Source organism: Acidovorax sp. GW821-FHT09B03 (genome assembly GCF_059418305.1).
The window spans coordinates 1-21,604 of sequence record NZ_JBWKPP010000023.1 but is presented as its reverse complement, the minus strand read 5'-3'; the positions used below and the strand labels follow the sequence as shown (position 1 = coordinate 21,604).

The 21,604-nt window shown below is 68.8% G+C and carries 19 protein-coding genes; 9 read left to right on the top strand and 10 right to left on the bottom strand.

The annotated features are described in order from the left end of the window. Positions 1-49: 49 nt before the first annotated feature. Entirely contained in the window at positions 50-2,410 is a 2,361-nt protein-coding gene (locus AC07PA_RS28615; protein ID WP_494606659.1) for a DNA polymerase II, read from the top strand. A gap of 6 nt (positions 2,411-2,416) precedes the next feature. On the opposite strand, the gene AC07PA_RS28610 is transcribed toward AC07PA_RS28615, so the two are convergent. After that, entirely contained in the window at positions 2,417-3,730 is a 1,314-nt protein-coding gene (locus tag AC07PA_RS28610; protein WP_494655404.1) for an alpha/beta hydrolase family protein, read from the bottom strand. A 191-nt stretch (positions 3,731-3,921) separates the two neighbouring features. Here AC07PA_RS28610 and AC07PA_RS28605 point away from each other — a divergent pair, with 191 nt between their 5' ends. Further along, positions 3,922-4,305: a RidA family protein gene (locus AC07PA_RS28605; protein WP_494606663.1), complete on the top strand. Its 384-nt coding sequence runs from the start codon at positions 3,922-3,924 to the stop codon at positions 4,303-4,305. Positions 4,306-4,307: 2 nt separating this feature from the next. Here AC07PA_RS28605 and AC07PA_RS28600 read toward each other — a convergent pair whose 3' ends face one another. The 4 genes from AC07PA_RS28600 to AC07PA_RS28585 form a co-directional block, all read right to left on the bottom strand. Beyond that, positions 4,308-4,742: a hypothetical protein gene (locus tag AC07PA_RS28600; RefSeq protein ID WP_494606665.1), complete on the bottom strand. Its 435-nt coding sequence runs from the start codon at positions 4,740-4,742 to the stop codon at positions 4,308-4,310. 26 nt (positions 4,743-4,768) lie between these two features. After that, the gene (locus tag AC07PA_RS28595; protein WP_494606667.1) at positions 4,769-6,307 is read right to left on the bottom strand and encodes a carotenoid oxygenase family protein; all 1,539 of its coding nucleotides are present in this window, start codon (positions 6,305-6,307) and stop codon (positions 4,769-4,771) included. Positions 6,308-6,384: 77 nt separating this feature from the next. Beyond that, entirely contained in the window at positions 6,385-8,031 is a 1,647-nt protein-coding gene (locus AC07PA_RS28590) for a serine hydrolase domain-containing protein (protein ID WP_494606669.1), read from the bottom strand. A 33-nt stretch (positions 8,032-8,064) separates the two neighbouring features. Next, positions 8,065-9,048, bottom strand: coding sequence for a LysR family transcriptional regulator (locus tag AC07PA_RS28585; protein WP_494606671.1), 984 nt, complete (start codon positions 9,046-9,048; stop codon positions 8,065-8,067). A gap of 102 nt (positions 9,049-9,150) precedes the next feature. On the opposite strand from AC07PA_RS28585, the gene pdxA reads away from it, so the two are divergent. Both pdxA and AC07PA_RS28575 read left to right on the top strand, forming a co-directional pair. Then, a complete protein-coding gene (gene pdxA / locus AC07PA_RS28580; RefSeq protein ID WP_494606673.1) occupies positions 9,151-10,902 on the top strand; it encodes a 4-hydroxythreonine-4-phosphate dehydrogenase PdxA in 1,752 nt (583 codons plus the stop codon). A 173-nt stretch (positions 10,903-11,075) separates the two neighbouring features. Then, positions 11,076-11,450 carry a DUF6463 family protein gene (locus tag AC07PA_RS28575; protein ID WP_494606675.1) on the top strand — a complete coding sequence of 125 codons (375 nt, stop codon included), beginning with the start codon at positions 11,076-11,078 and terminating at the stop codon, positions 11,448-11,450. An 86-nt stretch (positions 11,451-11,536) separates the two neighbouring features. Here AC07PA_RS28575 and AC07PA_RS28570 read toward each other — a convergent pair whose 3' ends face one another. Further along, positions 11,537-12,010 carry a MarR family winged helix-turn-helix transcriptional regulator gene (locus AC07PA_RS28570; protein ID WP_494606677.1) on the bottom strand — a complete coding sequence of 158 codons (474 nt, stop codon included), beginning with the start codon at positions 12,008-12,010 and terminating at the stop codon, positions 11,537-11,539. A gap of 72 nt (positions 12,011-12,082) precedes the next feature. Here AC07PA_RS28570 and AC07PA_RS28565 point away from each other — a divergent pair, with 72 nt between their 5' ends. Beyond that, the gene (locus tag AC07PA_RS28565; protein WP_494606679.1) at positions 12,083-13,003 is read left to right on the top strand and encodes a haloalkane dehalogenase; all 921 of its coding nucleotides are present in this window, start codon (positions 12,083-12,085) and stop codon (positions 13,001-13,003) included. Here AC07PA_RS28565 and AC07PA_RS28560 read toward each other — a convergent pair. Both AC07PA_RS28560 and AC07PA_RS28555 read right to left on the bottom strand, forming a co-directional pair. After that, positions 12,954-13,943: a Bug family tripartite tricarboxylate transporter substrate binding protein gene (locus AC07PA_RS28560; protein ID WP_494606681.1), complete on the bottom strand. Its 990-nt coding sequence runs from the start codon at positions 13,941-13,943 to the stop codon at positions 12,954-12,956. The genes AC07PA_RS28565 and AC07PA_RS28560 overlap by 50 nt on opposite strands. 27 nt (positions 13,944-13,970) lie before the next feature. After that, positions 13,971-15,002 (bottom strand): porin, encoded by a 1,032-nt coding sequence (locus tag AC07PA_RS28555; RefSeq protein WP_494606683.1) that lies wholly within the window; start codon positions 15,000-15,002, stop codon positions 13,971-13,973. A gap of 244 nt (positions 15,003-15,246) precedes the next feature. Here AC07PA_RS28555 and serB point away from each other — a divergent pair, with 244 nt between their 5' ends. Together serB and AC07PA_RS28545 are read left to right on the top strand one after the other, a co-directional pair. After that, the gene (gene serB, locus AC07PA_RS28550) at positions 15,247-15,960 is read left to right on the top strand and encodes a phosphoserine phosphatase SerB (protein WP_494606685.1); all 714 of its coding nucleotides are present in this window, start codon (positions 15,247-15,249) and stop codon (positions 15,958-15,960) included. A gap of 89 nt (positions 15,961-16,049) precedes the next feature. Then, positions 16,050-16,526 (top strand): redoxin domain-containing protein, encoded by a 477-nt coding sequence (locus AC07PA_RS28545; RefSeq protein ID WP_494606687.1) that lies wholly within the window; start codon positions 16,050-16,052, stop codon positions 16,524-16,526. A gap of 354 nt (positions 16,527-16,880) precedes the next feature. Here AC07PA_RS28545 and AC07PA_RS28540 read toward each other — a convergent pair whose 3' ends face one another. Beyond that, positions 16,881-17,783, bottom strand: coding sequence for a LysR substrate-binding domain-containing protein (locus AC07PA_RS28540; protein ID WP_494606689.1), 903 nt, complete (start codon positions 17,781-17,783; stop codon positions 16,881-16,883). 127 nt (positions 17,784-17,910) lie between these two features. Here AC07PA_RS28540 and AC07PA_RS28535 point away from each other — a divergent pair, with 127 nt between their 5' ends. Together AC07PA_RS28535 and AC07PA_RS28530 are read left to right on the top strand one after the other, a co-directional pair. Beyond that, the gene (locus AC07PA_RS28535; protein ID WP_494606691.1) at positions 17,911-18,894 is read left to right on the top strand and encodes a Bug family tripartite tricarboxylate transporter substrate binding protein; all 984 of its coding nucleotides are present in this window, start codon (positions 17,911-17,913) and stop codon (positions 18,892-18,894) included. Between the two features lie 5 nt (positions 18,895-18,899). Next, a complete protein-coding gene (locus AC07PA_RS28530) occupies positions 18,900-20,096 on the top strand; it encodes a M20 aminoacylase family protein (protein ID WP_494606693.1) in 1,197 nt (398 codons plus the stop codon). A gap of 17 nt (positions 20,097-20,113) precedes the next feature. On the opposite strand, the gene AC07PA_RS28525 is transcribed toward AC07PA_RS28530, so the two are convergent. Continuing rightward, positions 20,114-20,779: a lysophospholipid acyltransferase family protein gene (locus AC07PA_RS28525; protein ID WP_007862236.1), complete on the bottom strand. Its 666-nt coding sequence runs from the start codon at positions 20,777-20,779 to the stop codon at positions 20,114-20,116. Positions 20,780-21,604: the final 825 nt, after the last annotated feature.

The window sequence follows — 21,604 nt, the reverse complement described above, 5'->3', positions numbered from 1 at the left end:
CCTCCTCCCGCTCTCTCATTGCTTCCAAAACCCCGTGGCGTCCATCCAAATGAAGGGATTCATCCTCACGCGCCACTGGCGGGATACTCCCGCGGGCACCGAAATCGAGTACTGGCTGGCGACGGACACCGGGCCGCTCAAGGTGCTACTGACCGGCCAGACCTCGGTGGCCTTTGTCGAGGCGCGGCACAAGGGCACGGTGGACGCACAGCTCATGGCCCTGCCGGACGTGGAGCTGCGCCCGCTCGAGCTCAAGAGCTTTCAGCAGGAGCCCGTGATCGGGGTCTATGCCAAACACTTTCGCCAGCTGGGGCGGCTGGCGCGCTCGCTGCAGCAGCTGGGCATCTCCCTGCTCGAAGCCGATGTGCGCCCGCACGAGCGCTACCTGATGGAGCGCTTCATCACCGCAGGCGTGCTGGTGGAGGGCGGGCGCACCGAGAACGGCGCCCGCGTGGACTGCAGGCTGCTGCCCGCGCCCGACTACCGGCCGGCGCTGAAGGTGGTGTCCCTGGACATCGAGACCAGCCAGCACCAGGCGCTGTATTCGATTGCGCTCGACGGCATGGCCGAGCGCGTGGTGTACATGCTCGGCGAGCCGCCGCCGGGGCCTGCCGCCGAACCCGCGGGCTTTGCGCTCATCTACTGCCCCACCCGCCAGGCCATGATCGAGCAACTCAACGACTGGTTCGAGCGCAACGACCCGGACGTGCTCATCGGCTGGAACGTGATCCAGTTCGACCTGAACGTGCTGCAAAAGACCGCCGATGAATGCGCCACGCCCCTGCAGCTGGGCCGCGAGCGCCGGCCCATCGCCTGGCGCACGCACCCGGGCAAGCAGGGCTATCTCTTCGCGCCCATGCCCGGGCGGGTGGTCATCGACGGCATCGAGGCGCTGCGGGCCGCGGTGTGGAGCTTTGCGTCGTTCAGCCTCGAAAACGTCTCGCAGCAGTTGCTCGGCGAGGGCAAGGAGATCGGCGACGAGTACGACAAGATGGCCGAGATCGAGCGGCGCTACCAGCACGACAAGCCCGCGCTGGCCACCTACAACATCCGCGACTGCGAGCTGGTGCTGCGCATCTTCGACAAGGCCCGGCTGCTGCAGTTCGCGATGGAGCGGGCCCACACCACCGGCCTGCAGATGGACCACTTCGGCGGCTCCATCGCCGCCTTCAGCCACCACTACCTGCCGCGCATGCACCGCCTGGGCTACGTGGCGCCCAATGTGGGCGAGATACAGGGCCAGTCCTCGCCCGGCGGCTACGTGATGGATTCGAAGCCCGGCTTCTACGACTCGGTGGTGGTGCTGGACTACAAGAGCCTGTACCCCTCGATCATCCGCACCTTCCTGGTCGACCCGGTGGGGTATGTGGAAGGCCTGCACGCCAGCGACGCGGCGCCGCTCATCCAGGGCCCGCTGGGCACGCGCTTCTCGCGCGACAGGCACTGCCTGCCCGAGATCGTCACCACCCTCTGGCGCGCGCGCGACGAGGCCAAGCGCGCCAAGAACGAGCCTCTGTCGCAGGCGCTGAAGCTGGTGATGAACTCCTTCGCCGGGGTGCTGGGGGCGTCGGAATGCCGCTTCTTCAACCCGCAGGTGATCTCGGCGATCACCCTGCGCGGCCATGCGATGGTGAAAGCCACCCGCGACTTCGTGGAGCAGCGCGGCTACGAGGCCATCTACGGCGATACCGACTCCATCTTCATCTGGCTCAAGCGCACCCACACCAATGCCGAGGCACACGCAGTGGCGGCCGAACTGGTCAAGGACATCAACGCCTGGTGGACGCGCACCCTGCGCGAGGACCAGAATCTTGAGAACCACCTCGAGATCGAGTTCGACACGCACTACAAGAAGTTCTTCATGCCCACCATCCGCGGCTCGGACGTGGGCAGCAAGAAGCGCTACGCCGGCCTGAGCGTGGACGTGGAGGGCAAGGAGGAGATGGTCTACCGCGGCCTGGAGATGGCCCGCAGCGACTGGACGCCCCTGGCCCGGCAGTTCCAGGAAGGCCTGCTCTCGCGCGTGTTCCAGGGCGCGCCCTACCGCGAGTTCGTGGCCGACTACGCGCAGGCCACCCTGGCCGGCGACAAGGACGACCTGCTCGTCTACCGCAAGCGCCTGCGCCACCGCCTGGACGCCTACGTCGCCAACGTGCCCCCGCAGGTGCGTGCGGCGCGCATGGCCGACGAGTACAACGCCCGCTTGGGCCGGCCCCAGCAGTACCAGAGCGGTGGCTGGATCCGCTACGTCATGACCCGCAACGGGCCGGAGCCGCTGGAAGCGCGCCATTCCCCCATCGACTACGGGCACTACCTGGACAAGCAGGTCCAGCCGATCGCAGACGCCATTTTGCAGCCGCTGGGCGAGAGCTTCGCCAACCTGACCTCGGCCCAGCAGGACCTGTTTTAGCTGGCGCTACTTTGGCACCACCGCCTGCAGGTAGCCGTCCACCGCGCTGCTCCACAGGGCGGGCTGGGCATGGATGCCGTGCCCGCTGGCTCCGTGCAAGGGATCGAAGGCCACGAAGCTGCCCTTGCCGCCTTCGGCCATGAAGGCGTCGAAGTTCTTGCGGCTGTGGCGCAGCGCATAGAACGGGTCCTGGTCCCCATACAGCCAGAGCATGGGGTGCGGGAACGCCGCGCCGCGGCGGAACGCGACCGGGTTGATGGCGTCGGCGTGCGTGCAGCGGTCCCCCACCCAGCCCCCCACGAAGTTCAGCACGCCCAGGAAGGGTGCAGCCGGGCGCGTGCCCGCATAGGCGACCGAGAGAATGCCCCCGCGCGAGACGCCACCGATCAGCAGGCGCCGCAGGTCCACGTCGCTGCGCGTGCGCAGGTGCGCCAGCACGGCATCGAGGTCGGCCATGGCGCGCTCCAGGCCGGGCAGCGAGCGCTCCGGCCGGCAGGCGTAGCGCGAGCGGTCGGGCTCGAAACCTTCGTCATACAGCCCGTCGGACTTGCCACGCCCACGCCGCTGTGGAAACACCACCTGCCAGCCCTTGTCCGCAAAGTAGGCTCCCACCTCGGGGCTGGCCCAGGTGTAGGTGAACCATTCGGGCTTGTCCCCGTTGCCCGTGGAGCCGTGGTTGAACACCAGGGTGGGAAACGGCCCCGCACCGGGCGGCCGGTAGACCACCATTTCCAGCGTCTGTGCGCGCCCGTTCTCGGACCAGGGCGTGGGCACGCGCTCGACGCTGCGCGCATAGGCAAAGGGTTTCTGGGTCAGCACACCGTAGCTGAGCAGTTGCGTCGCGTTTTTCCACAGCGACATCTCCATGTCGCCGTCTTCGCGCAGGCGCAGCACCAGCGTGGCCCCGGTGCGCAGGGGCATGTGCAATTCGTTGTCGATGAACTTCGCTTCGCCGCGCTCGGTGACGCGCTGCGTGGCGCTGGCACCGGCATAGACCACGGTGGCCGCATCGGCAGACAGCTTCTCTACCGCCACCTTCACATCGCACTGCGCAAAGCGGCAGGCACTGCCACGCCAGATACCGCTCCAGGGCAGCAGCCTGCGGCCGCCCTCCAGCGTGGCGTCGGGCGCCACCACGGCCACATCGGGCGGCAACTCTGCGCTGGCGCTGGTCTCGGCGGGCACCGGGCGCATCTGCGCTGCCCCGGCGGGCAAGGCGGTCTGCGCGTGGGCCACGCCCGCCAGCAAGCCGGCAATCGCTGCCCCGGTAGCCACGGCGGCTTTCCATCCCACTGCACGCAATGCGACGAAAGCGGACATGGCGTACGGACTGGCGAACTGGGCATCTGCGAAAAGTGCAAGAGTCATGTTGTTGGCCTCGCTCGGATCTCGGCACACTACCATGCGAGAACGTCACCACAGGGGCAGTGACCCCACGCGAACGCACGCCATGGTCAAGGTGGCGCAACCAGCCGCCGACCCCAGCATCTCAGCCAACTGGATCAAACCCGATGAACGAAGCCGAACTCAGTGCAGGACTGCCAGCGACGCCGCAATACCGCTACGCGGATCGCCTCGGCGATCGCCTGTTCGTGGCGGGCCAGGTGCCTCTCGACGCCCATGGCCACTTGGTAGGCCCCGAAGACCCGAGCGCACAAGCCTTGCAGTGCCTGCGCAACCTGGAGCGGCTCCTCGCCGTACACGAATTTCAAGTCGCGGACATTCGACAAGTGGTCGTGTACGTGGTCGGTGATCAAGCAAGCCTCTCTGCGGCATGGTCAGCGGTCGCCGATTGGTTTGGTGGCCAGGTTCCGCCAGCGACACTGCTCGGTGTTGCCGGACTGGGCTACGTGGGGCAGCTCGTGGAGATTGACGCCACGATCATCAAGGCGTGAGGTCATCGCACCACATGGCGCCTGCCCCTTCCACCGAGGGGATGGCCGCACGCATGCGATGGGCAGGCCAGATGCGCACGCCACCGCCATTCACGGGCCGCCAGGCCCCCCACGAAAGCCGCCTCCAGCACCAGGTGCCCCAGCCCGAGCCAGGTGGCGCTGCCCGCAAAGTGCAGCGCCATGCCCAGGCATGCCAGCGCCCACGCCCCATTGGCCACCACCAGCAGGGTGATGAGCACATGCGGCCTGCGCCGGCGCAAGGCCAGCGAGAAGGAGTAGCCGCCATAGGCCAGGTTGGCGATACCGATGAACACGAGCCAATGGGGCGGCAGTCCGTAAAGAGGCACCAGCCAAGGCAACAACAACAGCACCGTGCCGCCGGCCACGGCGGCAGCGATGCAGTCGATCCACAGCAGGTGGTCTTTCACAACGCCCATGTCTGCCTGCACACATGCCTGCCGGCTCACCCCGGCATCCAGGCCGGCTTCCACGCCGCATGGAACCCGAACGGCACCACCTGCGGCAGGTGCAGCGTGGCCAGGCACTGCATGCTCGCAGGGTCGACCACGCCGATCACCGTGCCTGCGTCGCCTTCGGCCAGCGTGGGCACCAGCAGCACGCCATCGTCCTCGGCAGTGGAGCCGGGGCGGTCCACGAACAGCGGCTCCATCTGCACGGCAGCCTCGCGCTGCCAGGTGCCGGCGATGCGGCCGCCATCGAGGTCCAGCTTCACGGTGCGGTCGAACATGGGCGCCTTGCCCTCGGGGTCGAAGCCCGCAAACCAGGCATGGCGCGACTGCTTCCTGCCCCAGTAGGCGCCATGCACCGAGGGCAGCTCCACGCTGGCGCCCTCGACCAGCGTCCGGGGCTGCGCATCGCTGCGGCCGGGCTCCAGCCGGTAGCGCTGCACGCGGTGCTGCACGCCCACGGGCTGGCCGGCGCGCAGACGCTCCATCTGCAGTGCCGCAAAGATCTCGGGGCCATCGTTGGTACACAGGTCCAGCACCAGCGTGGCGGCGCTGCGGCCATCGGGGCTGGGCTCGTCCCAGGCCTGCACCGCATGGAAGCCGGTCATCGCCGGCACGGCCCAGCTGCGCACGCTGCCGTCGGTGAGCGAGATGGCGTCGACGCGCGAGCCCTGGGCCTGGTTCCACGCAAAGCTGTCGATGAAGCCCTTGCCCGACAGCGCCAGCTTGATCGCATTGAGCCGCATGGCCGGCTGCCACACGATGGCGTGAGTGGGCGTCATCGCAAACGCATGCAGGTAGCCGGCCTGGCGCACGGACCAGCGCGCCAGCACCTCGCGCCGCCGGCTGCCCTGGACGATCTTGAACAGCTTGTAGGTGCACTTGGGCCCCACCTCCAGGCCCACGTTCCAGTAGGTGCCCTGCGCATCCGTCATGCCGTGGGCCGACATCACGTGGACCACCTCGGCATCGTCGTACACGATGCGCCCTGTGGTGGCCAGCGTGTCGGGGTCGAAGCTGGTGAGCAGCGGCGTCTCGGTCTGCGCCACCCACTGCGAGCCGATGCGCGCCATCACCACCGCGCCGTTGTCCGTCACCTTGGGGTGGCGCAGGTGGCGCATGCGCGTGAAGAAGCCCGCCGGGTCCGGCGTGCCAAAGGCCGCCCGCGCCGGCTTGCGCGCCGCCAGGCTCTCGCGCAGGTCATCGGTCTGCAAGTAGCGGCTGCGGTAGGTGGCGCTGGCCCCGCCCACATCCCCCGGCGCCAGCCGCACCCGGTGCAGCATGGCCAGGCCATCGAACCAGTGCCCGTAGCTGCCGTGGGGCAGGTCCCACAGCGCCGGGCCATTGAGCAGCAGGCTGCCGCCCAGCAGCCAGGAAGGAACCTGGCCCCTGATTTCGACCGGGGTGTCGGGGAGTTCGCGGGCGGTGGATTGGAGGCCGCGCAGGCGGCCCGTGAGGTTGGGTGGCACTTGTGTCGCGGACTGAGCGAGGGTCATGGGCGTCTGGTCGAACTGGTTTTGCAGGCGTCTTGGCACGAATGTCCCTCCATCATGTCCCAAGCCGGGCAAAGACTGCAGTGGAAATTTGCCCAGGGGACTTCAACATGCCACTCTTACTCGGCAGCACGCCCCCGCACCTGCCCCCTGAACCCCCAGTTGTTCTCCAACCCTACATTCACCGCCTTGCCGCCGTCCTCGAACTTCAGCGTGGCCACGGTGACCTCCCCATCCGCCACGGAGCGCGAGATCAACTGAAAGGTCTGCGCATCGAGCCAGTGGCCCTTGACGGCGACGACCGCGTTGGGGCCCTGCGGCGCGGTGCGGTACTTGCCGTCCAGCCCCAGCGGGCCAGCGACCGGCTCGCGCGGGACATCGGGGCGGCCGGGGTCGAAGCTGGCTTCGTAGCGCGGGTTGGCCGGCGTCAGGTCCAGCACCAGGCGCTGCAGGCCCAGGGCGTTGCGCTCCAGCAGCCAGGCCTTGCGTGACACGGTGGCGGCCAGCTCGGGCGTGGGACCCACGGGGTTGGGGCTGGGCTTGTCCACCCCGGCGTCGCGGATGCGGGCGGCGAGCTGGTCCTGCGCGCCCGCGTCGGCCGGCAGGGGCTCGCGCGAGCGGACTGCGGCGGTGATGTGGTCGATGAACACGGGCAGCGGGTAGTGGCGCCGGCCGGTGACGGCGACGACCACGCCGATGTCGGGCAGCACCACGATGAGCTGGCGGTTGAAGCCGGCGGTGAAGAACGCGCGTTTGGACGGAATGCTCCACCAGCCGTTGGCGTATTTGAAGGCAGGCGCAGCGCTGCCAAAGCCCATGTCCACGGTGGGATGGAACACCTGTTCCACCCAGGCGGCGGGCAGCAGCTGGCGGCCGTTCCACTGGCCCCGGCGCAGGTACAGGTAGCCGATGCGCGCCATGTCGCGCGGGTGCAGGTACAGGCCCCAGCCGCCGATCTCGGTGCCCTGCGGGTCCTTCTTCCAGCGCACGTCGGTGATGCCCAGCGGGCCAAACAAGCGCTTTTGCGCATAGGCCAGGGTGCTGCCACCGGTCTTCTGTGCCAGGATGGCCGAGAGCAGGTGCGTGTTGCCGCTGTTGTAGTTGAAGCCCGCACCGGGCGCCTGGGCCATGGGGCGGTCAAGCACGAAGCCGGCCCAGTCGCGCGCGCGGCCCAGCTGCAGCATGGTCTCGGGCACGGCATCGCTGAGCGGCTCGATCCAGTTCAGGCCCGAGGTCATGTCGAGCAGGTGGCCCAAGGTCATGGCCTTCTTGGCGGCGTCCACATTGGCGATCTTGCGCTCGGCAAAAAAGTCGAGCACGGGCGCGTCGCGCGAGGCGATCAGCCCGTCCTGGATGGCCATGCCGGTGAGCGTGGCGACGATGCCCTTGGTGGTGGAGTTGACGGCGTGTTTGAGCCCCTCGCGGTAGGGGGCGTAGAAGGCCTCGGCCACCAGGCTGCCATGGCGCGTGAAGAGCAGGCTGTCCATGCCCTGCGCGGCGCCAAAGTCGACGAGCTTGGCCAGCGCGGCAGAGTCCATGCCCTGGGCCTCGGGCGTGCTCTCGGGCCAGTCGTCACCAGGCCAGAGCGTGGTGGGCGGGGTGGTTGCTGCCGATGCAGCAGACGACGCGGGCGCCGCGGCGTCCTGCTGCGCCCCTGCCGTGAACGGTGCGGCGGCGCCGGCCAGCAGCACGGCCGTGGCCTGCCTGCGGGTGATGGGGGCGGGGGTGCCAGCCCCTGCCACCCCAGCTTGCGTGTGCCTTGCCATCCTCAGCCTCCCTCGGTACATGTTGTGCAGAAATCATATGCGCTCGGGAGCACGCGCCTTGGTACTTCTTTTGGGGGATTGTGGTCGTTTCCCCACGGTGGGTGGCGAGGTGGCGGGCAGATCCTGGCAGGCCGCACGCAGCCAGGCCAGCACGGCGTGGAAGGCATCGCCCGGCCCCTCCTGCACGCCCGCGCGCGGCGCCATGAGCTGGTAGCTGCTGCCATCGGCCAAGAAGCCACACGGCGCGCACAGCACGCCGCTGGCCAGGTCGTCGGCCACCAGGGCCAGCGGGCCGATGGCCACGCCGGCACCGGCCACAGCGGCTTGCAGGCTTTGGTAGAAGTGCTCGAAGCGGATGGCGCGCGTGGGCTGCAGCGGCGTGCCAGCCAGCGCGGCCCAGCTGCCCCAGGCGTCCGGCCGCGTGGCGGTGTGCAGCAGCACGCCCTGCAGCGGCTCGCCTTGCTGCGGGCCGAGGGTGGCCGCCATGTCGGCGCGGCACACGGGGCCGATGTGCTCGTGCAGAAAGGGCTCGGCCAGCACATCGTCGGCCAGGGCGAAGTCGTTGCGGCGGATGGCCAGGTCGATACCGTCGCGCTCGAAGTGCACCACGCCCCCGGCAGATACCAGGCGCAGCTCGCGCTCGCTGCCCACGGCGGCCTGCAACTGCGCCAGGCGCGGGATGAGCCAGCGGATCAGCAAAGTGGGCTCGCACGACAGCACCAGCGGCCGGCCCGGCCCGGCCATGCGGCGCGCACGGGCCAGGCCCGCGCGCAGGCGGTCGAGCGCACCGGCCACATCCTCGGCCAGCACCTGGGCCGTGGGCGTGGGCAGCACCGCGCGGCTGCTGCGCTGGAACAGGGTGAAGCCGAGCTCGCCCTCAAGCTCGCGCACGGCACGGCTCACGGCGCCGTCGGTCAGGTGCAGCTCGCGCGCGGCGCGCGAGACGCTGCCATGGCGCACGGTGGCCTCGAAGGCGCGCAGGGCGGACATCGGGGGCAATCGGGTGTCTGGGGGCATGGCTTGATGATTGAGTTTTTATCAATCATGCATGAGATCAAATCGGTTTTCTTCAATACTGGAAAAGAGCACAGTCACGGCTTCTGATTGACTGACATGCAAATGACGATGAAAACTGCAGCGAACGCCGCCCTGCCCCTGGCCATCACCATGGGCGACCCGGCCGGTATAGGCCCCGAGATCATTGCCAAGTGGGCGGCAGCTGCTGCCGGCACGCACCAGCCGCCGCATGTGGTGCTGGGCGATGCAGGCACGCTGCAGCGCGCGCTGGCCCTGGTGGGCGCGCCCCTGCAGGTGCAGACCGTGGGCGACCAGCTGGAAGGACTCCAGGCAGCCTTGCAGCAAGGCGCCCTGCCCGTGCTGCAGGCCTGCGCGCCGCTGCCCGCCGACCTGCCCATGGGCCGGGTGAACGCCCGTGCCGGGGCCGCAGCGCACGCCTGCGTGCAGCGCGCCATCGACCTGGCGCTGGCGGACCGGGTGGCCGGCATCGTGACTGCGCCGCTGCACAAAGAGGCGCTACGCGCCGCGGGCGTACAGCACCCCGGCCATACCGAGATGCTGGCCAAGCGCGCGGGCACGGCCGACTTTGCGATGGTGCTGGCCAATGGCGAGTTGCGGGTGCTGCTGGTGTCCATCCATCTGGCGCTGCGCGATGCGATTGCCGCCGTCACGCCCGAGAGCGAGCTGCGCGCCATCCGCCTGGCGCACCGCGCCTGCCGCGCCTATGGCATTGCGCAGCCGCGTGTGGCGGTGGCCGGGCTCAACCCGCATGCGGGCGAAGGCGGGCTGTTCGGCCACGAAGACCGGGACATCATCGCCCCCGCCATTGCTGCGGCGCGGGCCGAGGGCATAGACGCCACGGGCCCCTGGCCGGGCGACACGGTGTTCATGCGCGCACGCCAGGGTGCGTTCGACATCGTGGTGGCGCAGTACCACGACCAGGGCCTGATCCCCGTGAAGTACCTGGGCGTGGACCAGGGCGTGAACATCACCGTGGGCCTGCCCTTCGTGCGCACCTCGGTGGACCACGGCACGGCCTTCGACATCGCGGGCACGGGGCGGGCCGATGCATCGAGCCTGGGGCATGCGGTGGACCAGGCTGTGGCCATGGCCACGGCCGCGCAGGCAACGCCGCCACCCGGGCAGCCGTTGCCGGAGTTCATCTTCATGCTCACCCGGCACGACCAGACCATCACCGACGCCCTGGAGCAGTTGCCCGCCGTGCTGACCGCCGGTGTGCGGCACATCGGCTTCAAGGACATCGGCCTGCCCTGGGCCGCGCTGCAGCGCCTGGCCGATGCCATCCACGCGGCCGGCGCCGTGAGCTACCTGGAGGTGGTGAGCCAGGACGAGGCCAGCGAGCTCGCATCGGCCCGCGCCGCCGTGGCGCTGGGGGTGGACGTGCTGATGGGCGGCACCCGGCCCGAGGCGGTGCTGCCGCTGCTCGCCAACACCTCCATCCGCTACTACCCGTTTGCCGGCCAAGTGGTGGGCCACCCCAGCGTGTTGCAGGGCACGGTGGAAGACGTGGTGGCCAGCGCGCGCCGCATCGCCGCCCTGGACGGCGTGCACGGACTGGACCTGCTGGCCTACCGCTTTGCAGGCGATGCAGCCGAGGTGCCAGCCCTCATGGCCGCCGTGTGCTCGGCGGTGGACAAGCCGGTGGTGATTGCGGGCTCCATCGACCGGGCCGAACGCATCGCGGCCGTGGTGGCGGGCCAGGCGGCAGGCTTTACCGTGGGCACCGCAGCGCTCGACGGCGCCTTTGAAGTCACGGGCGTGGTACCGCACGGGCTGGCAGGGCAACTGTGCGCCATCCAGACCGTGCTGCAGGGTACCGTGGCGCAGGCCTGAGGCAGCCCCCGCAGCATCGTGGTCTCTCCCGCCGGCCCGGGGACGTCGCAGGACACCCATGGCGCAATCAGCGCAGTTCGCACTACAATAAGAAATTACTATTTAAAAAATTGAATTTATTTGATTTTAATCAATAGTAATTATTTAAATTTAGCATTTAAAAGGCAGCCCCCATGACCCTCAACTGGAAGACCGCCGCCGCCGGTGCCTTGCTCGCCTTGGGCGTCCTGCATATCGCGATGGGCTTGGTAAGGTTCAAGCAGCCGTTTCTGGCCGCCCTGTCCGACGGCCTGCTGGACGCATTCAAGACCGACGACAGCCGTCGCCTCGCGTTCTGGTTCACCCTGCTTGGGCCGGTGCTGATGCTGTGCGGCCACCTCGCGCTGCGGGCCGCCGCCAACGGGGACGTGCACACCCTGGGACTGATCGGCCTGTACCTGCTGGTTGCCGCGTTGGTGGGTATCGCGGCCTTCCCCGCCTCGCCCCTGTGGGCCTTGCTCGTGGTTGCGGGGGTGTTGTTCGCGACGGGGCGCGGTTGGCTGGCGTGAGTGCCATGCCGTGGCAGTCTCCCGCACAGGAGGCCGCTGCGCACTGACCCCCTGGCTTCCGCCCTGTGGCGGAGCTTCGGTGGGTTTCAATCGGCGCCTTGCCGCCCGACACTGGCCAGCAGGTCACCCAATGCGCGCTTGACGGCATCGAGTTCGCCCACGCCGATCAACCCCGCCCACTGCCCCTCGATGCGGCTGCCGGCCGCCATGGCCAGCGGGCGGATCTGGCGGCCCCGCGCGGTAAGAAACACCAGGCGCGAGCGCTTGTCGCTGGGGCTGGGGCGGCGTTCCACGTAGCCGAGTTTTTCGAGCTCATCCACCGTCTGCGCCATGGACTGCTTGCGCACGCGCGCCAGCAGCGTGAGCTCGCTCACGGGCATGCCCTCGGGCGGGACGAAGGTGAACACGCTGGCATGCGCCGCGCGCACATCGCCAAAGCCGGCCTCGGCCAGGGCCTCGTCCACCGCACCCGCGAACTGCTGGTGCAGCAGGCGCAGCAGCACGCCCAGGGAGCCGGGTGTGTCAGGGGTGACCGTGGTGGAGGGCGTCGATGGGTTCATGGCGGAATTTGACAGGCAACTGTCTATTTCAATAAACTAGACAGGTACCTTACCATTTTTGAGAAATGCCCCATGCCCACCATTTCCGTTCTCGATTCGCACCTGCACCATGAGGACACTGGTGCCCCAGGCACCGGCCCCACCTGGGTGTTCCTGCACGGCAACCCGGTGTCCTCGCACCTGTGGCGCAAAGTGCTGCCAAGTGTCCAAAGGCTGGGCCGCTGCCTGGCGCCGGACCTGATCGGCATGGGCCAGTCGGGCAAGCCGGACATGGCCTATGGCTACGACGACCATGCGCGCTACCTGGCCGCCTGGTTCGATGCAATGGACTTGCAGGACGTGGTGCTGGTGGGCATCGACTGGGGTGCGTCGCTCGCCTTTGACTGGGCACGCCGGCATGCGCACCGGGTGCGCGGCATCGCCTTCATGGAGACCATCGTCAAGCCCATGGCCTGGGCTGACTTTCCTGCGGCGGCGCGGCCGCGCTTCGAGGCGTTTCGCACGCCGGGCCTGGGCGAGCAGTTGGCCCTCGCGCAGAACCAGTTCCTTGCGGGCTCGCTCACGGCCACGGTGCTCACGCCGCTGTCTGCCGCCGACCGCGCGGTATACGAGGCGCCCTACCCCACGCCCGAAAGCCGGCGCCCGCTGCTGGCCTGGCCGCGCGCCATGCCCATCGAAGGCTCGCCCGCCGACGTGGTGGCACGGGTCGAGGCCTATGGCGCGTGGCTGGCCGACTCCGATCACATCCCCAAGCTGCTGCTCACCTTCACCGGGTCGCCCACGCTGATGATCGGCCCGGCCATGGAAGCCTGGTGCCGCGAGAACATCGCCCGCCTCACGGTGCAGGCCTGCGGCGACGCCGGCCACCTGGCACCCGAGGACCAGCCCGTGCGCATTGCCGATGCGCTGCGGGCCTGGGCGGACACCGCCCTGCTGCCTGCTGCTATTGCTTCTGGATCCCGGCCTGCTGGATCACATCGGACCAGCGCTTGATCTCGCGTGCAAAAAAGTCGGCCTGCGCCTGCGGCGTGCCGCCGCTGGCCTGCACACCGAGCTGCAGCAGCCGCGCCTTGACCTCGGGCGTGTTGAGCGCGGCATTGGTCTCCTTGTTCAACCGCGCAATGATGTCGGGCGGCGTGTTGGCCGGGGCGGCAAAGGCGTTCCACGAGGCCACGTTGAACTGGGACGCGCCGCTCTCGGCCACGGTTGGGATGTTCGGCAGCGCGGGCGAGCGCTTCTCGCCCATCACGGCCAGGGCATGCAGCGTGTTGCCCGAGATCTGCGCCAGCACCGGCGCCAGGATCTCCACGCCCGCATCCACCTGCTCACCATGCAGGGCGCTGACCACGGCCGAGGTGCTGTTGAACGGGACAATGGTCACATCGAGGCCCAGGCTGCGCTTGAACAGCTCGGCCGCCAGGTGCTGCGTGCTGCCAATGTTGATGGTGCCGATGTTGAGCTTGCCGGGGTTGGCCTTGGCATAGGCCAGCAGCGAGGCGATGTCCTTGAAGCGCGACTTGGCGCCGGTGATGAGGGCGATGTCGAAGGTGCCCAGCATGGACACCGGCGTGAAGCTCTTGACCGGGTCGAACGGCAGGCTCTTGAACAGGCCCGCGCTCACCGCGTTGCCGTTGGACATGAGCAGCAGCGTGCGGCCATCGGGCGCCGCCTTGGCCACCGTGTCGGCCGCGACGATGCCACCCGCGCCAGGTTTGTTGTCCACCACGATGCTCTGGCCCGTGGCCTCGGTCATCTTCTGGGCCACGGTGCGCGCCGTGAGATCGGCCACGCCGCCGGGGCCGAAGGGCACGACCAGGCGGATGGGGCGCTTGTCGGCGGGCTGCGCTGCCACGCCCATGCTGGCGGCGGCCGCCAACAGGCCCAGGAGGGCCGAGCGCCGCGTTCTGCTGTTGAAGCTGAGGATATTCATCATGCTGCTGTGTACTCTAGAGATGCGGTATCAGAAACGGTGGCGCACACCGAGCGCCAGGCTGCCCGCTCTGGAGAAGCCGGTCAGCTTGTCGTTCAGGTAGACGGCATAGAGGTCGGTGCGCTTGGACAGAAAGTAGTCGTATCCCAGGCCTGCGGTGGTGCGCGTGGCATCCACATTGGGCGCGTCGCGCCGGGTGTGGGCCACCGATGCCATCACGTTGCCCGCGCCCAGGGGCACGGCCACGCCGAGCTGGCCCGTCTTGGTCTTGAGCGCTGTGCCGGGGGTGTCGGTGTGGAAGTACTGGCCAGACAGCTTGAGCCATTGCAGGTCGTAGGAGGCACCGGCCATCACGGCCTTTTCGCTGCCCATGGCGGCCGTCAGCCCCGGGCCCACTTTCACCTGCTGGGCCGATACCGCGGCGGCGAAGGGCCCGCTGGCGTAGTTGGCCGTGAGGTTGAAGTTTCTCACCCCGTTGTTGCTGGCCACTTCGCCGAAGGCATAGGTGGCAGAGCCCGTGAAGCCGGCCAGGCTGGGGGTGGCGTACTGCACGCTGTTGTCCCACACCGTGTCGCCCACCACGGTGCGGTTGTAGTTGGCGCTCCACACGTGCAGCAGCACCGGGCTCAGATTGGCCGATGTCTGGAACGGGTTGAACGCGCCGGTGGCCGCGTACATCGGGTTGGTCTGGCGGCCCAGCGTCAGCTGGCCAAAGCCGCCCGACAGCCCCACGAAGGAGTTGCGCGAGAAGAACGGGTCGGCCGTGGTGCGCCCTGCCAGGCCGGTGTCCACCTGCAGAAAGCTCTCGAGCACGAAGAGCGCGCGCATGCCGCCGCCCAGGTCTTCGGTGCCACGAAAGCCGATGAACGAGGTGGTGAGGCCACCGCTGTTGAGCACGGACGTGCGGCCCGGCTGGTCGCTGCGGCGCATGGAGCCGGCATAGGTATCGAGTGTGCCGTAGATCGACACGCCACCCGCTGGCTGCGCCACGGCGGCCGGGGAATGGAGGGTGGCAAGGGCGGTAAGGCACAGCGCTGCCAGAGCGCCGGTAGGGTGTCGCATGGTTCTTGTCTCCGGGTTCTTCGTCTTGGGGGCGGGGGCTGCGGCGCGGCCCCCTTGCTCGCCGTGGACTATGGCAAAACCCCCTTCGCGCAGCTACGGCGCCAGCGCACTTGGAGATATACCCAGACGGCATAGCTGCGCACTGGCATACAAATACGGCACAGCAGCCATGCCTGCCGCACCCTGGGGGAATGCGCGCGGGCGATACCATTGGGGCTTCCGATCCCCGCACCCGCCTCTTTCCATGAAAAACGCCACCGAATTCGCCCCCGGCCTCGTCGTCCAGGGCATTGACGCCCCGCTGTCCCTGTCGACCTACAAGCTCATCGCCTTCGACATGGACTCCACCCTGATCAACATCGAGTGCGTGGACGAAATCGCCGACGCCGCCGGCCGCAAGGCCGAGGTGGCCGCCATCACCGAAGCGGCCATGCAGGGCATCATCACCGACTACAAGGAAAGCCTGCGCCAGCGCGTGGCCTTGCTCAAGGGCGTGACCGTGGCCCACATGGAGCAGGTGTTCAGCGAGCGCCTGCGTTTCAACCCCGGCGCCAAGGAGCTGGTCAGCGCGGCCAAGGCCGCGGGCCTGACCACGCTGCTGGTTTCGGGCGGCTTCACCTTCTTTGCCGACCGCGTGAAGGCGGGCCTCGGGATCGACTTCGCGCGCTCCAACATGCTCGAAGTGGAGAACGGCCTGCTCACCGGCCGCATGGTGGACCAGGCCTGGGGCGATATCTGCGACGGTGCCGAAAAGCGCCGCACGCTGCTCGAAGTGGCCTCGCTCATGGGCATCGCGCCGTCGCAGGCGATTGCCGTGGGCGACGGTGCCAACGACCTGCCCATGATGGGCGCGGCCGGCCTCTCGGTGGCCTACCACGCCAAGCCCACGGTGCGCGCCCAGGCCAAGGTGGCCATCAATGAAGGCGGCCTCGACAGGCTGCTGGAAGTATTGCGCTGAACCCGTCCCCCCTGCCCCGCCGCGCCTGGCAGTCCCTGCGCCGGGACTGGCGCCAGCACCTGGGCACGCTGCTGCTGGCCCTGCTGGTGGTGGCCGGCGTCGATGCCTGGCGCACGCGCGACCTCCCTTCGGGTCCGGCGCCCGATGCCGCCATCACCCTGGCCGATGGCAGCAGCACCACACTCTCCGAATGGCGCGCCCGGCACCCCGGTCGGGCCGTGGCCCTGCATTTCTGGGCCGAGTGGTGCGCCATCTGCAAGCTCGAAGAACCCACGGTGGCCAGCCTCTCGGCCGATTGGCCGGTGCTGGGCATTGCCATGCAATCCGGCCCCGCCGCGCGCGTGGCCCAGGTGCAGCGCCAGCGCGGCATGCCCTGGCCCACGGCCGTGGACCCGCAGGCCGAGCTGTCGCGCGCCTGGGGCGTGCGCAGCGTGCCGGCCCTGGTGGTGGTGGATGCGCGCGGCGATGTGCGCTTTGCGACCACCGGCTACACCCCGGGCTGGGGCATGCGCTGGCGGCTGTGGTGGGCGCAGGCGGTGCCGAGCCTGCGTACTTTGGTGGGCTGACCGGCACTCGTACGGATTTGCCTTGGATCGCATAGCCAGGCAGGAGCCGCAGACAGTGCCGTAGCAAGGCAAGGCGAACCAACTATCGCTTACGGTGAAGGCAATCCGTATCAAAAATTCATTGCGCTGCGCGCCACCCACGACGCATGAAACTGGCGCGAACCAGGCCAGTGCCCCCGTGCAAGGGCCGCCCCGCCGCACTGGGGGCGTCCCCCTCCCGACTCGCGCAGCGAGTCGAGAGAGGGGCTGAGGGCCGCGGCTCCAAGCCTGCCTGCGCAGGCTTGGACGTGCCCGAAGAGCCGCCGCCTCTGGCGGTGGCACCGAGGCGCGAAGCGACTCAGGGGGTGCTTCACTTCACACCGGGTCGGCCATCTGCCGGGCCTCCTCCTGCACCCATTCCATGAAGGCCAACTGCCCCGGCGTGGCCGGGCGGTCCTTGTCGGTGCACAGGAAATAGCCGCGCGCGGTCGAGACCGGCAGGTCGAAGGGGATCACCAGCTCACCGCTGTGCAGCTCGCGCTCGATCAGGCAGGGCTGGGTGATGGCGATGCCCACCCCCTCCTTGGCCGCGAAGATCAGGTTCATGCTCAGGTCATAGCCGGGCCCCAGCTTCAGCTCGCGCTGCAGGCCGGCAACGTTGGCCCAGCGCGCCCAGTTGTCGGGAAAATTGGTGTGGTGCAGCAGCACCTCGCGCGCCAGGTCGGCCGGGCGCTGGAGGCGCGGCGCCACCTGCGGCGCGCACACGGGAATGATGTCGCGCCCCATGAGGTAGCTGGCCTGCAGGCGCGCGGGCCAGCGCCGGCGTGGGCGCTTCACGTCGATCCACACATCCACGTCGTCGCGGCTGAAATCCTCGTCATGCCGAAACTGCCGCATCTCGATATCGAGGCCCGGGTGCCGGGCCTGGAAGCGCGGCAGGCGCGGCAGCAGCCACTTGGTGCCCAGCGTGGGGATGACCGACAGCCGCAGCGTGCCCGGCGCGCGCGGCGCCACGAACAGCGCCGTGGCCGATTCGAGCGCCATCACGTGCCGCTCGGTCAACTGGCGCAGCTGGCGCCCGCGCTCGCTGAGCAGCACGCCCTGGGGCGAGCGCTCGAACAGGCGGCAGTCGCCCAGGTGCTGCTCCAGCCGCTGCACGGCGCGGCTCACCGCGGCCTGCGTGACGCACAGGTCCTCAGCCGCCTGGCGAAAACTGCCCAGCCGGCACACGGCCAGGAAGGCATGGAGTTCGACCAGCGAGGGGGAGCGCAGTTTCATGGATGAAGAACGGGAAGGTGATGACATTGTGTCATCACGGACCACGATTTTGTCGTTTGATGAGCGGGCACGCAATGCCTAGCATTCGCCCATTCCTACCCCCCACCTCTCACCGTCCGCCAACACCATGACCATCGACCGCCGCCAGTTCCTCACCTCCACCGCCGCCGGCCTGGCACTGCCATCCTTCGCGGCCGATGCGCCCTACCCCACGCGGGCCATCAACCTGGTGGTGCCCTTCACGCCCGGCGGCTCGGTCGATGTCTCGGGCCGGCTCATCGCTGACCGGCTGGCGCGCAGCCTGGGCCAGCCGGTGGTGGTCGACAACCGCGGCGGCGCGGGCGGCGCCATCGGCTCGGCCTATGTGGCCAAGGCCGCACCCGACGGCTACACGCTGATCGTGACATCGCAGAGCACCCACGTGGTCAACCCTGCGATGAACCCCAAGCTGCCCTACGACGCAGTGAAAGACTTCGCGCCCATCACCCTCGTCAGCCGCCTGGCCAATGTGCTGGTGATCCATGCGGGCCTGCCGATCAAGAGTTTCGACGAGCTGGTGAAGTACGCGCGCGCCAACCCCACGGCGCTCAACTACGCCAGCGCGGGCACGGGCTCGGTGTCGCACCTGAGCATGGAGCTGCTAAAGAACCAGGCCAAATTCCCCATGACCCACATCCCCTACCGCGGCGCGGGCGTGGCGCTCAACGACCTGCTCAGCGGCCAGATCCAGCTGACGTGGAACAACCTCTCGTCCAACCTGTCCAACATCCTGAACGGCAAGCTGCGCGCCCTGGCGGTGGCCGCACCCGCGCGCGTGCCGCAGCTGCCCGACGTGCCGACCTTTGCCGAGCTCAAGCTGCCCGACCTGAACCTCACCTCGTGGAACGGCCTGGCCGCGCCTGCGGGCACGCCCGATGCCATCGTGCAGAAGCTCTACGCGGCCACGCGCAAGATCGTGACCGACCCGGCCAACCAGGCCGTGTGGGTGGACAAGGGCATGATGGTGCCCCAGGACATCACCCCGGCCGCCTACCGCAAGGAGATCGCGGAGCGCATCGCCTTCTACCAGCGCATCGCCCGGGACAACAAGATCGAGCTGGACTCCAATTGATGATCATGACGACGACGAACCTGCTGCCTGGGCTGACCCGCATCGACGACCTGGCCCCCCAGCACGACGAGCTGGCCGGCTGGCGCCGCCACATCCACCAGCACCCGGAACTGGCCTTTGCCGAGCATGGCACGGCCGATTTCGTGGCCGGCAAGCTGCAGCAGTGGGGCTACGAGGTCACGCGCGGCATCGGCCAGACGGGCCTGGTGGCACAGCTGCGCGTGGGTAGCGGCAGCCGGCGCCTGGGCCTGCGCGCCGACATGGACGCCCTGCCGATCCAGGAGGAGACCGGCCTGCCCTATGCCAGCAGCGTGCCCGGCTGCATGCACGCCTGCGGACACGACGGCCACACCGCCATGCTGCTGGGCGCAGCAAGGCACCTGGCGGCCACGCGGCGCTTCAGTGGCACGCTGAACCTGGTCTTCCAGCCGGCGGAGGAGCGCGGATTCGACAGCGGCGCCAAGGCCATGGTGGCCGATGGGCTGTTCGAGCGCTTTCCGTGCGACATGGTGTTTGCCATGCACAACCACCCGGGCGCGCCGCAGGGCCACTTCCTCATGCGGCCCGGCGCTTTTCTCGCGGCCGGAGACCGGGTGTTCATCACCATCACCGGCGTGGGCGGCCATGCCGCGCGGCCGCACCTGGCGGTGGACCCGCTGGTGGCGGCCGCCGCCACGGTGATGGCGCTGCAGACCGTGGTCTCGCGCAACGTGGACCCGAATGAATCGGCCGTGGTCACCGTGGGCCGCCTGCGCTCGGGCGACGCGCTCAACGTGATCCCGGGCGAGGCCGAGATCGGCGTCAGCGTGCGCTCCTTCAGCGCCGCCGTGCGCGCCCTGCTCAAGGAGCGCATCACCGCCCTGGTGCACGCTACGGCCGAAGGCTATGGCGCGAAGGCCGAGATCCGCTATATCGAAGGCTACCCCGTGCTGGAGAACGATGCCGCCGCCGTGGCCCTGGCCGGCGAAGTGGCCACCGAACTGGTGGGCAGCAGCCAGGTAGAGCGCGACTTCACGCGCATGATGGGCAGCGAAGATTTTGCCTACATGCTGCAGTCCTGCCCCGGCGCGCTGGTGCGCATCGGCAACGGGCCATCGGAGGGCGGGCGCGGGCTGCACAACCCCAGGTACGACTTCCACGACGGCAACCTGCCGGTGGGGGCCGCCTTCTGGAGCCGGCTGGCCGAACGCTTTCTGGCCTGAACCAGCAGCGCCGCGCCTCAGGCGGGGCCCTGCTCCGCCACGCGCTTCATCGCCTCGTCCATCGCCACCGTCAGCGCCAGCGCCGACTCCTTGTTCGCCGTGGCGTCGGGCGGCAGCACGATGGGCGGCCCGAAGGTGATGCGGATGCGCGGGCGGGTGAAGAAGTGGCTGGCACGGATCTCACCCGGCCCGTCGTAGTGCGCGGGCACGATCTGCCCCTTGGCGCGCAGCGCAATGGTGGCCGCTCCGCGCTTGGCCTCGGGGTTCTCGGCATTGCGCGTGCCGCCCGGGAAGATCAGCACCAGCTGGCCTTGGTTGACCAGCGAGACCACGTGGCGGATGGTGGCCGTCGACGGGCTGCCCCGGTCCACCGGAAAGCCACCGCCCGAGCCCACGAACCAGGCGCCCAGCCTGGTCTCGAACAGTTCCTTCTTGGCCATCTGGTGCAGCTTGCGCGGCAGCGCGGCATAGCCCACCCACAGCGGGTCCGACCAGCCCACATGGTTGCAGACCACGATCTTGCCGCCCGGGGTATCCAGGTGCTCGGCCCCCGTCACCGTGACCCGGGCCACCCGGGACATCATGACCCGCAGGATGCGAACGAAGAGGTTGGGCTTTTGCAGCGCAGGGGATGCAGAGGCGGTGGAGGACGAAGAAGAGGAAGAGGGTGTGGCGTTGGTCATCAACAAGGGCGGCGGTCGGGAAGGCGCATGGGCGGCGGTGGTTTGCGGACCACCTGCCACCAGAATGATAAGCCCGTGTGACAGTCCACCCCGCCAGAATCCCTTAACGGCCCGTGCCAAGTGCAACGCAATGTGGCGCGGGGCGGGTGTTGGCCGCCTCGCTTTGATCGTCCGTCCGGCGGGGTTGCTGTTTTAGTGGTGTGCTTTGGTTGAGGGCGGGAGCCGGGGTGTGCGCCCGGCGGCGCACCTACCTTCTTTTGCTTCGCCAAAAGAAGGTAGGCCAAGAAAAGGCGACCCCGCTGCCCGTGTCCCCCATCGCCCTGTCGGGCGCTGGGGGCAGCCTGCGATGCTCTGTCCTGGGGTGCACCGCGGAACTCGCTGCGTTCCCCCTGCGGGTGAACTCCGCTCGGACAACCGCGGTGAGTCAGTTCACGAGGCGCGTGTCCTTCGGCACGCGCTCACCCCAGGCCTTGCGCTTCTCGGCACGGTCAGAAGGGGGTGGGAACGGGCCCCACACGGGCCATTGCTTCGCTCGGCCCGTTGCGCCTCGCTGCGCGTCGGCGTCGGCGTCGGCGTCGGCAGCGCGCAGCGCGTAACCGACACCCGGCGTAGCTGCGAAGCAGCAGCCGTCTTTGACCCCGCTCCCCACCCCTTCTGGCTGCGCCGAGAAGCGCAGGGCCTGGGGTGGGCGTGTGTGCCGAAGGACACACACGCTTCTTGATCTGGCTCGTCGCAGATGTTTGAGCGAAGTTCGAAGAACGCAGCGAGTTCTGCGACGCCACCCCAGGATCGAGGTTCTATGGTTCGCGTCAACCTGATTGACAC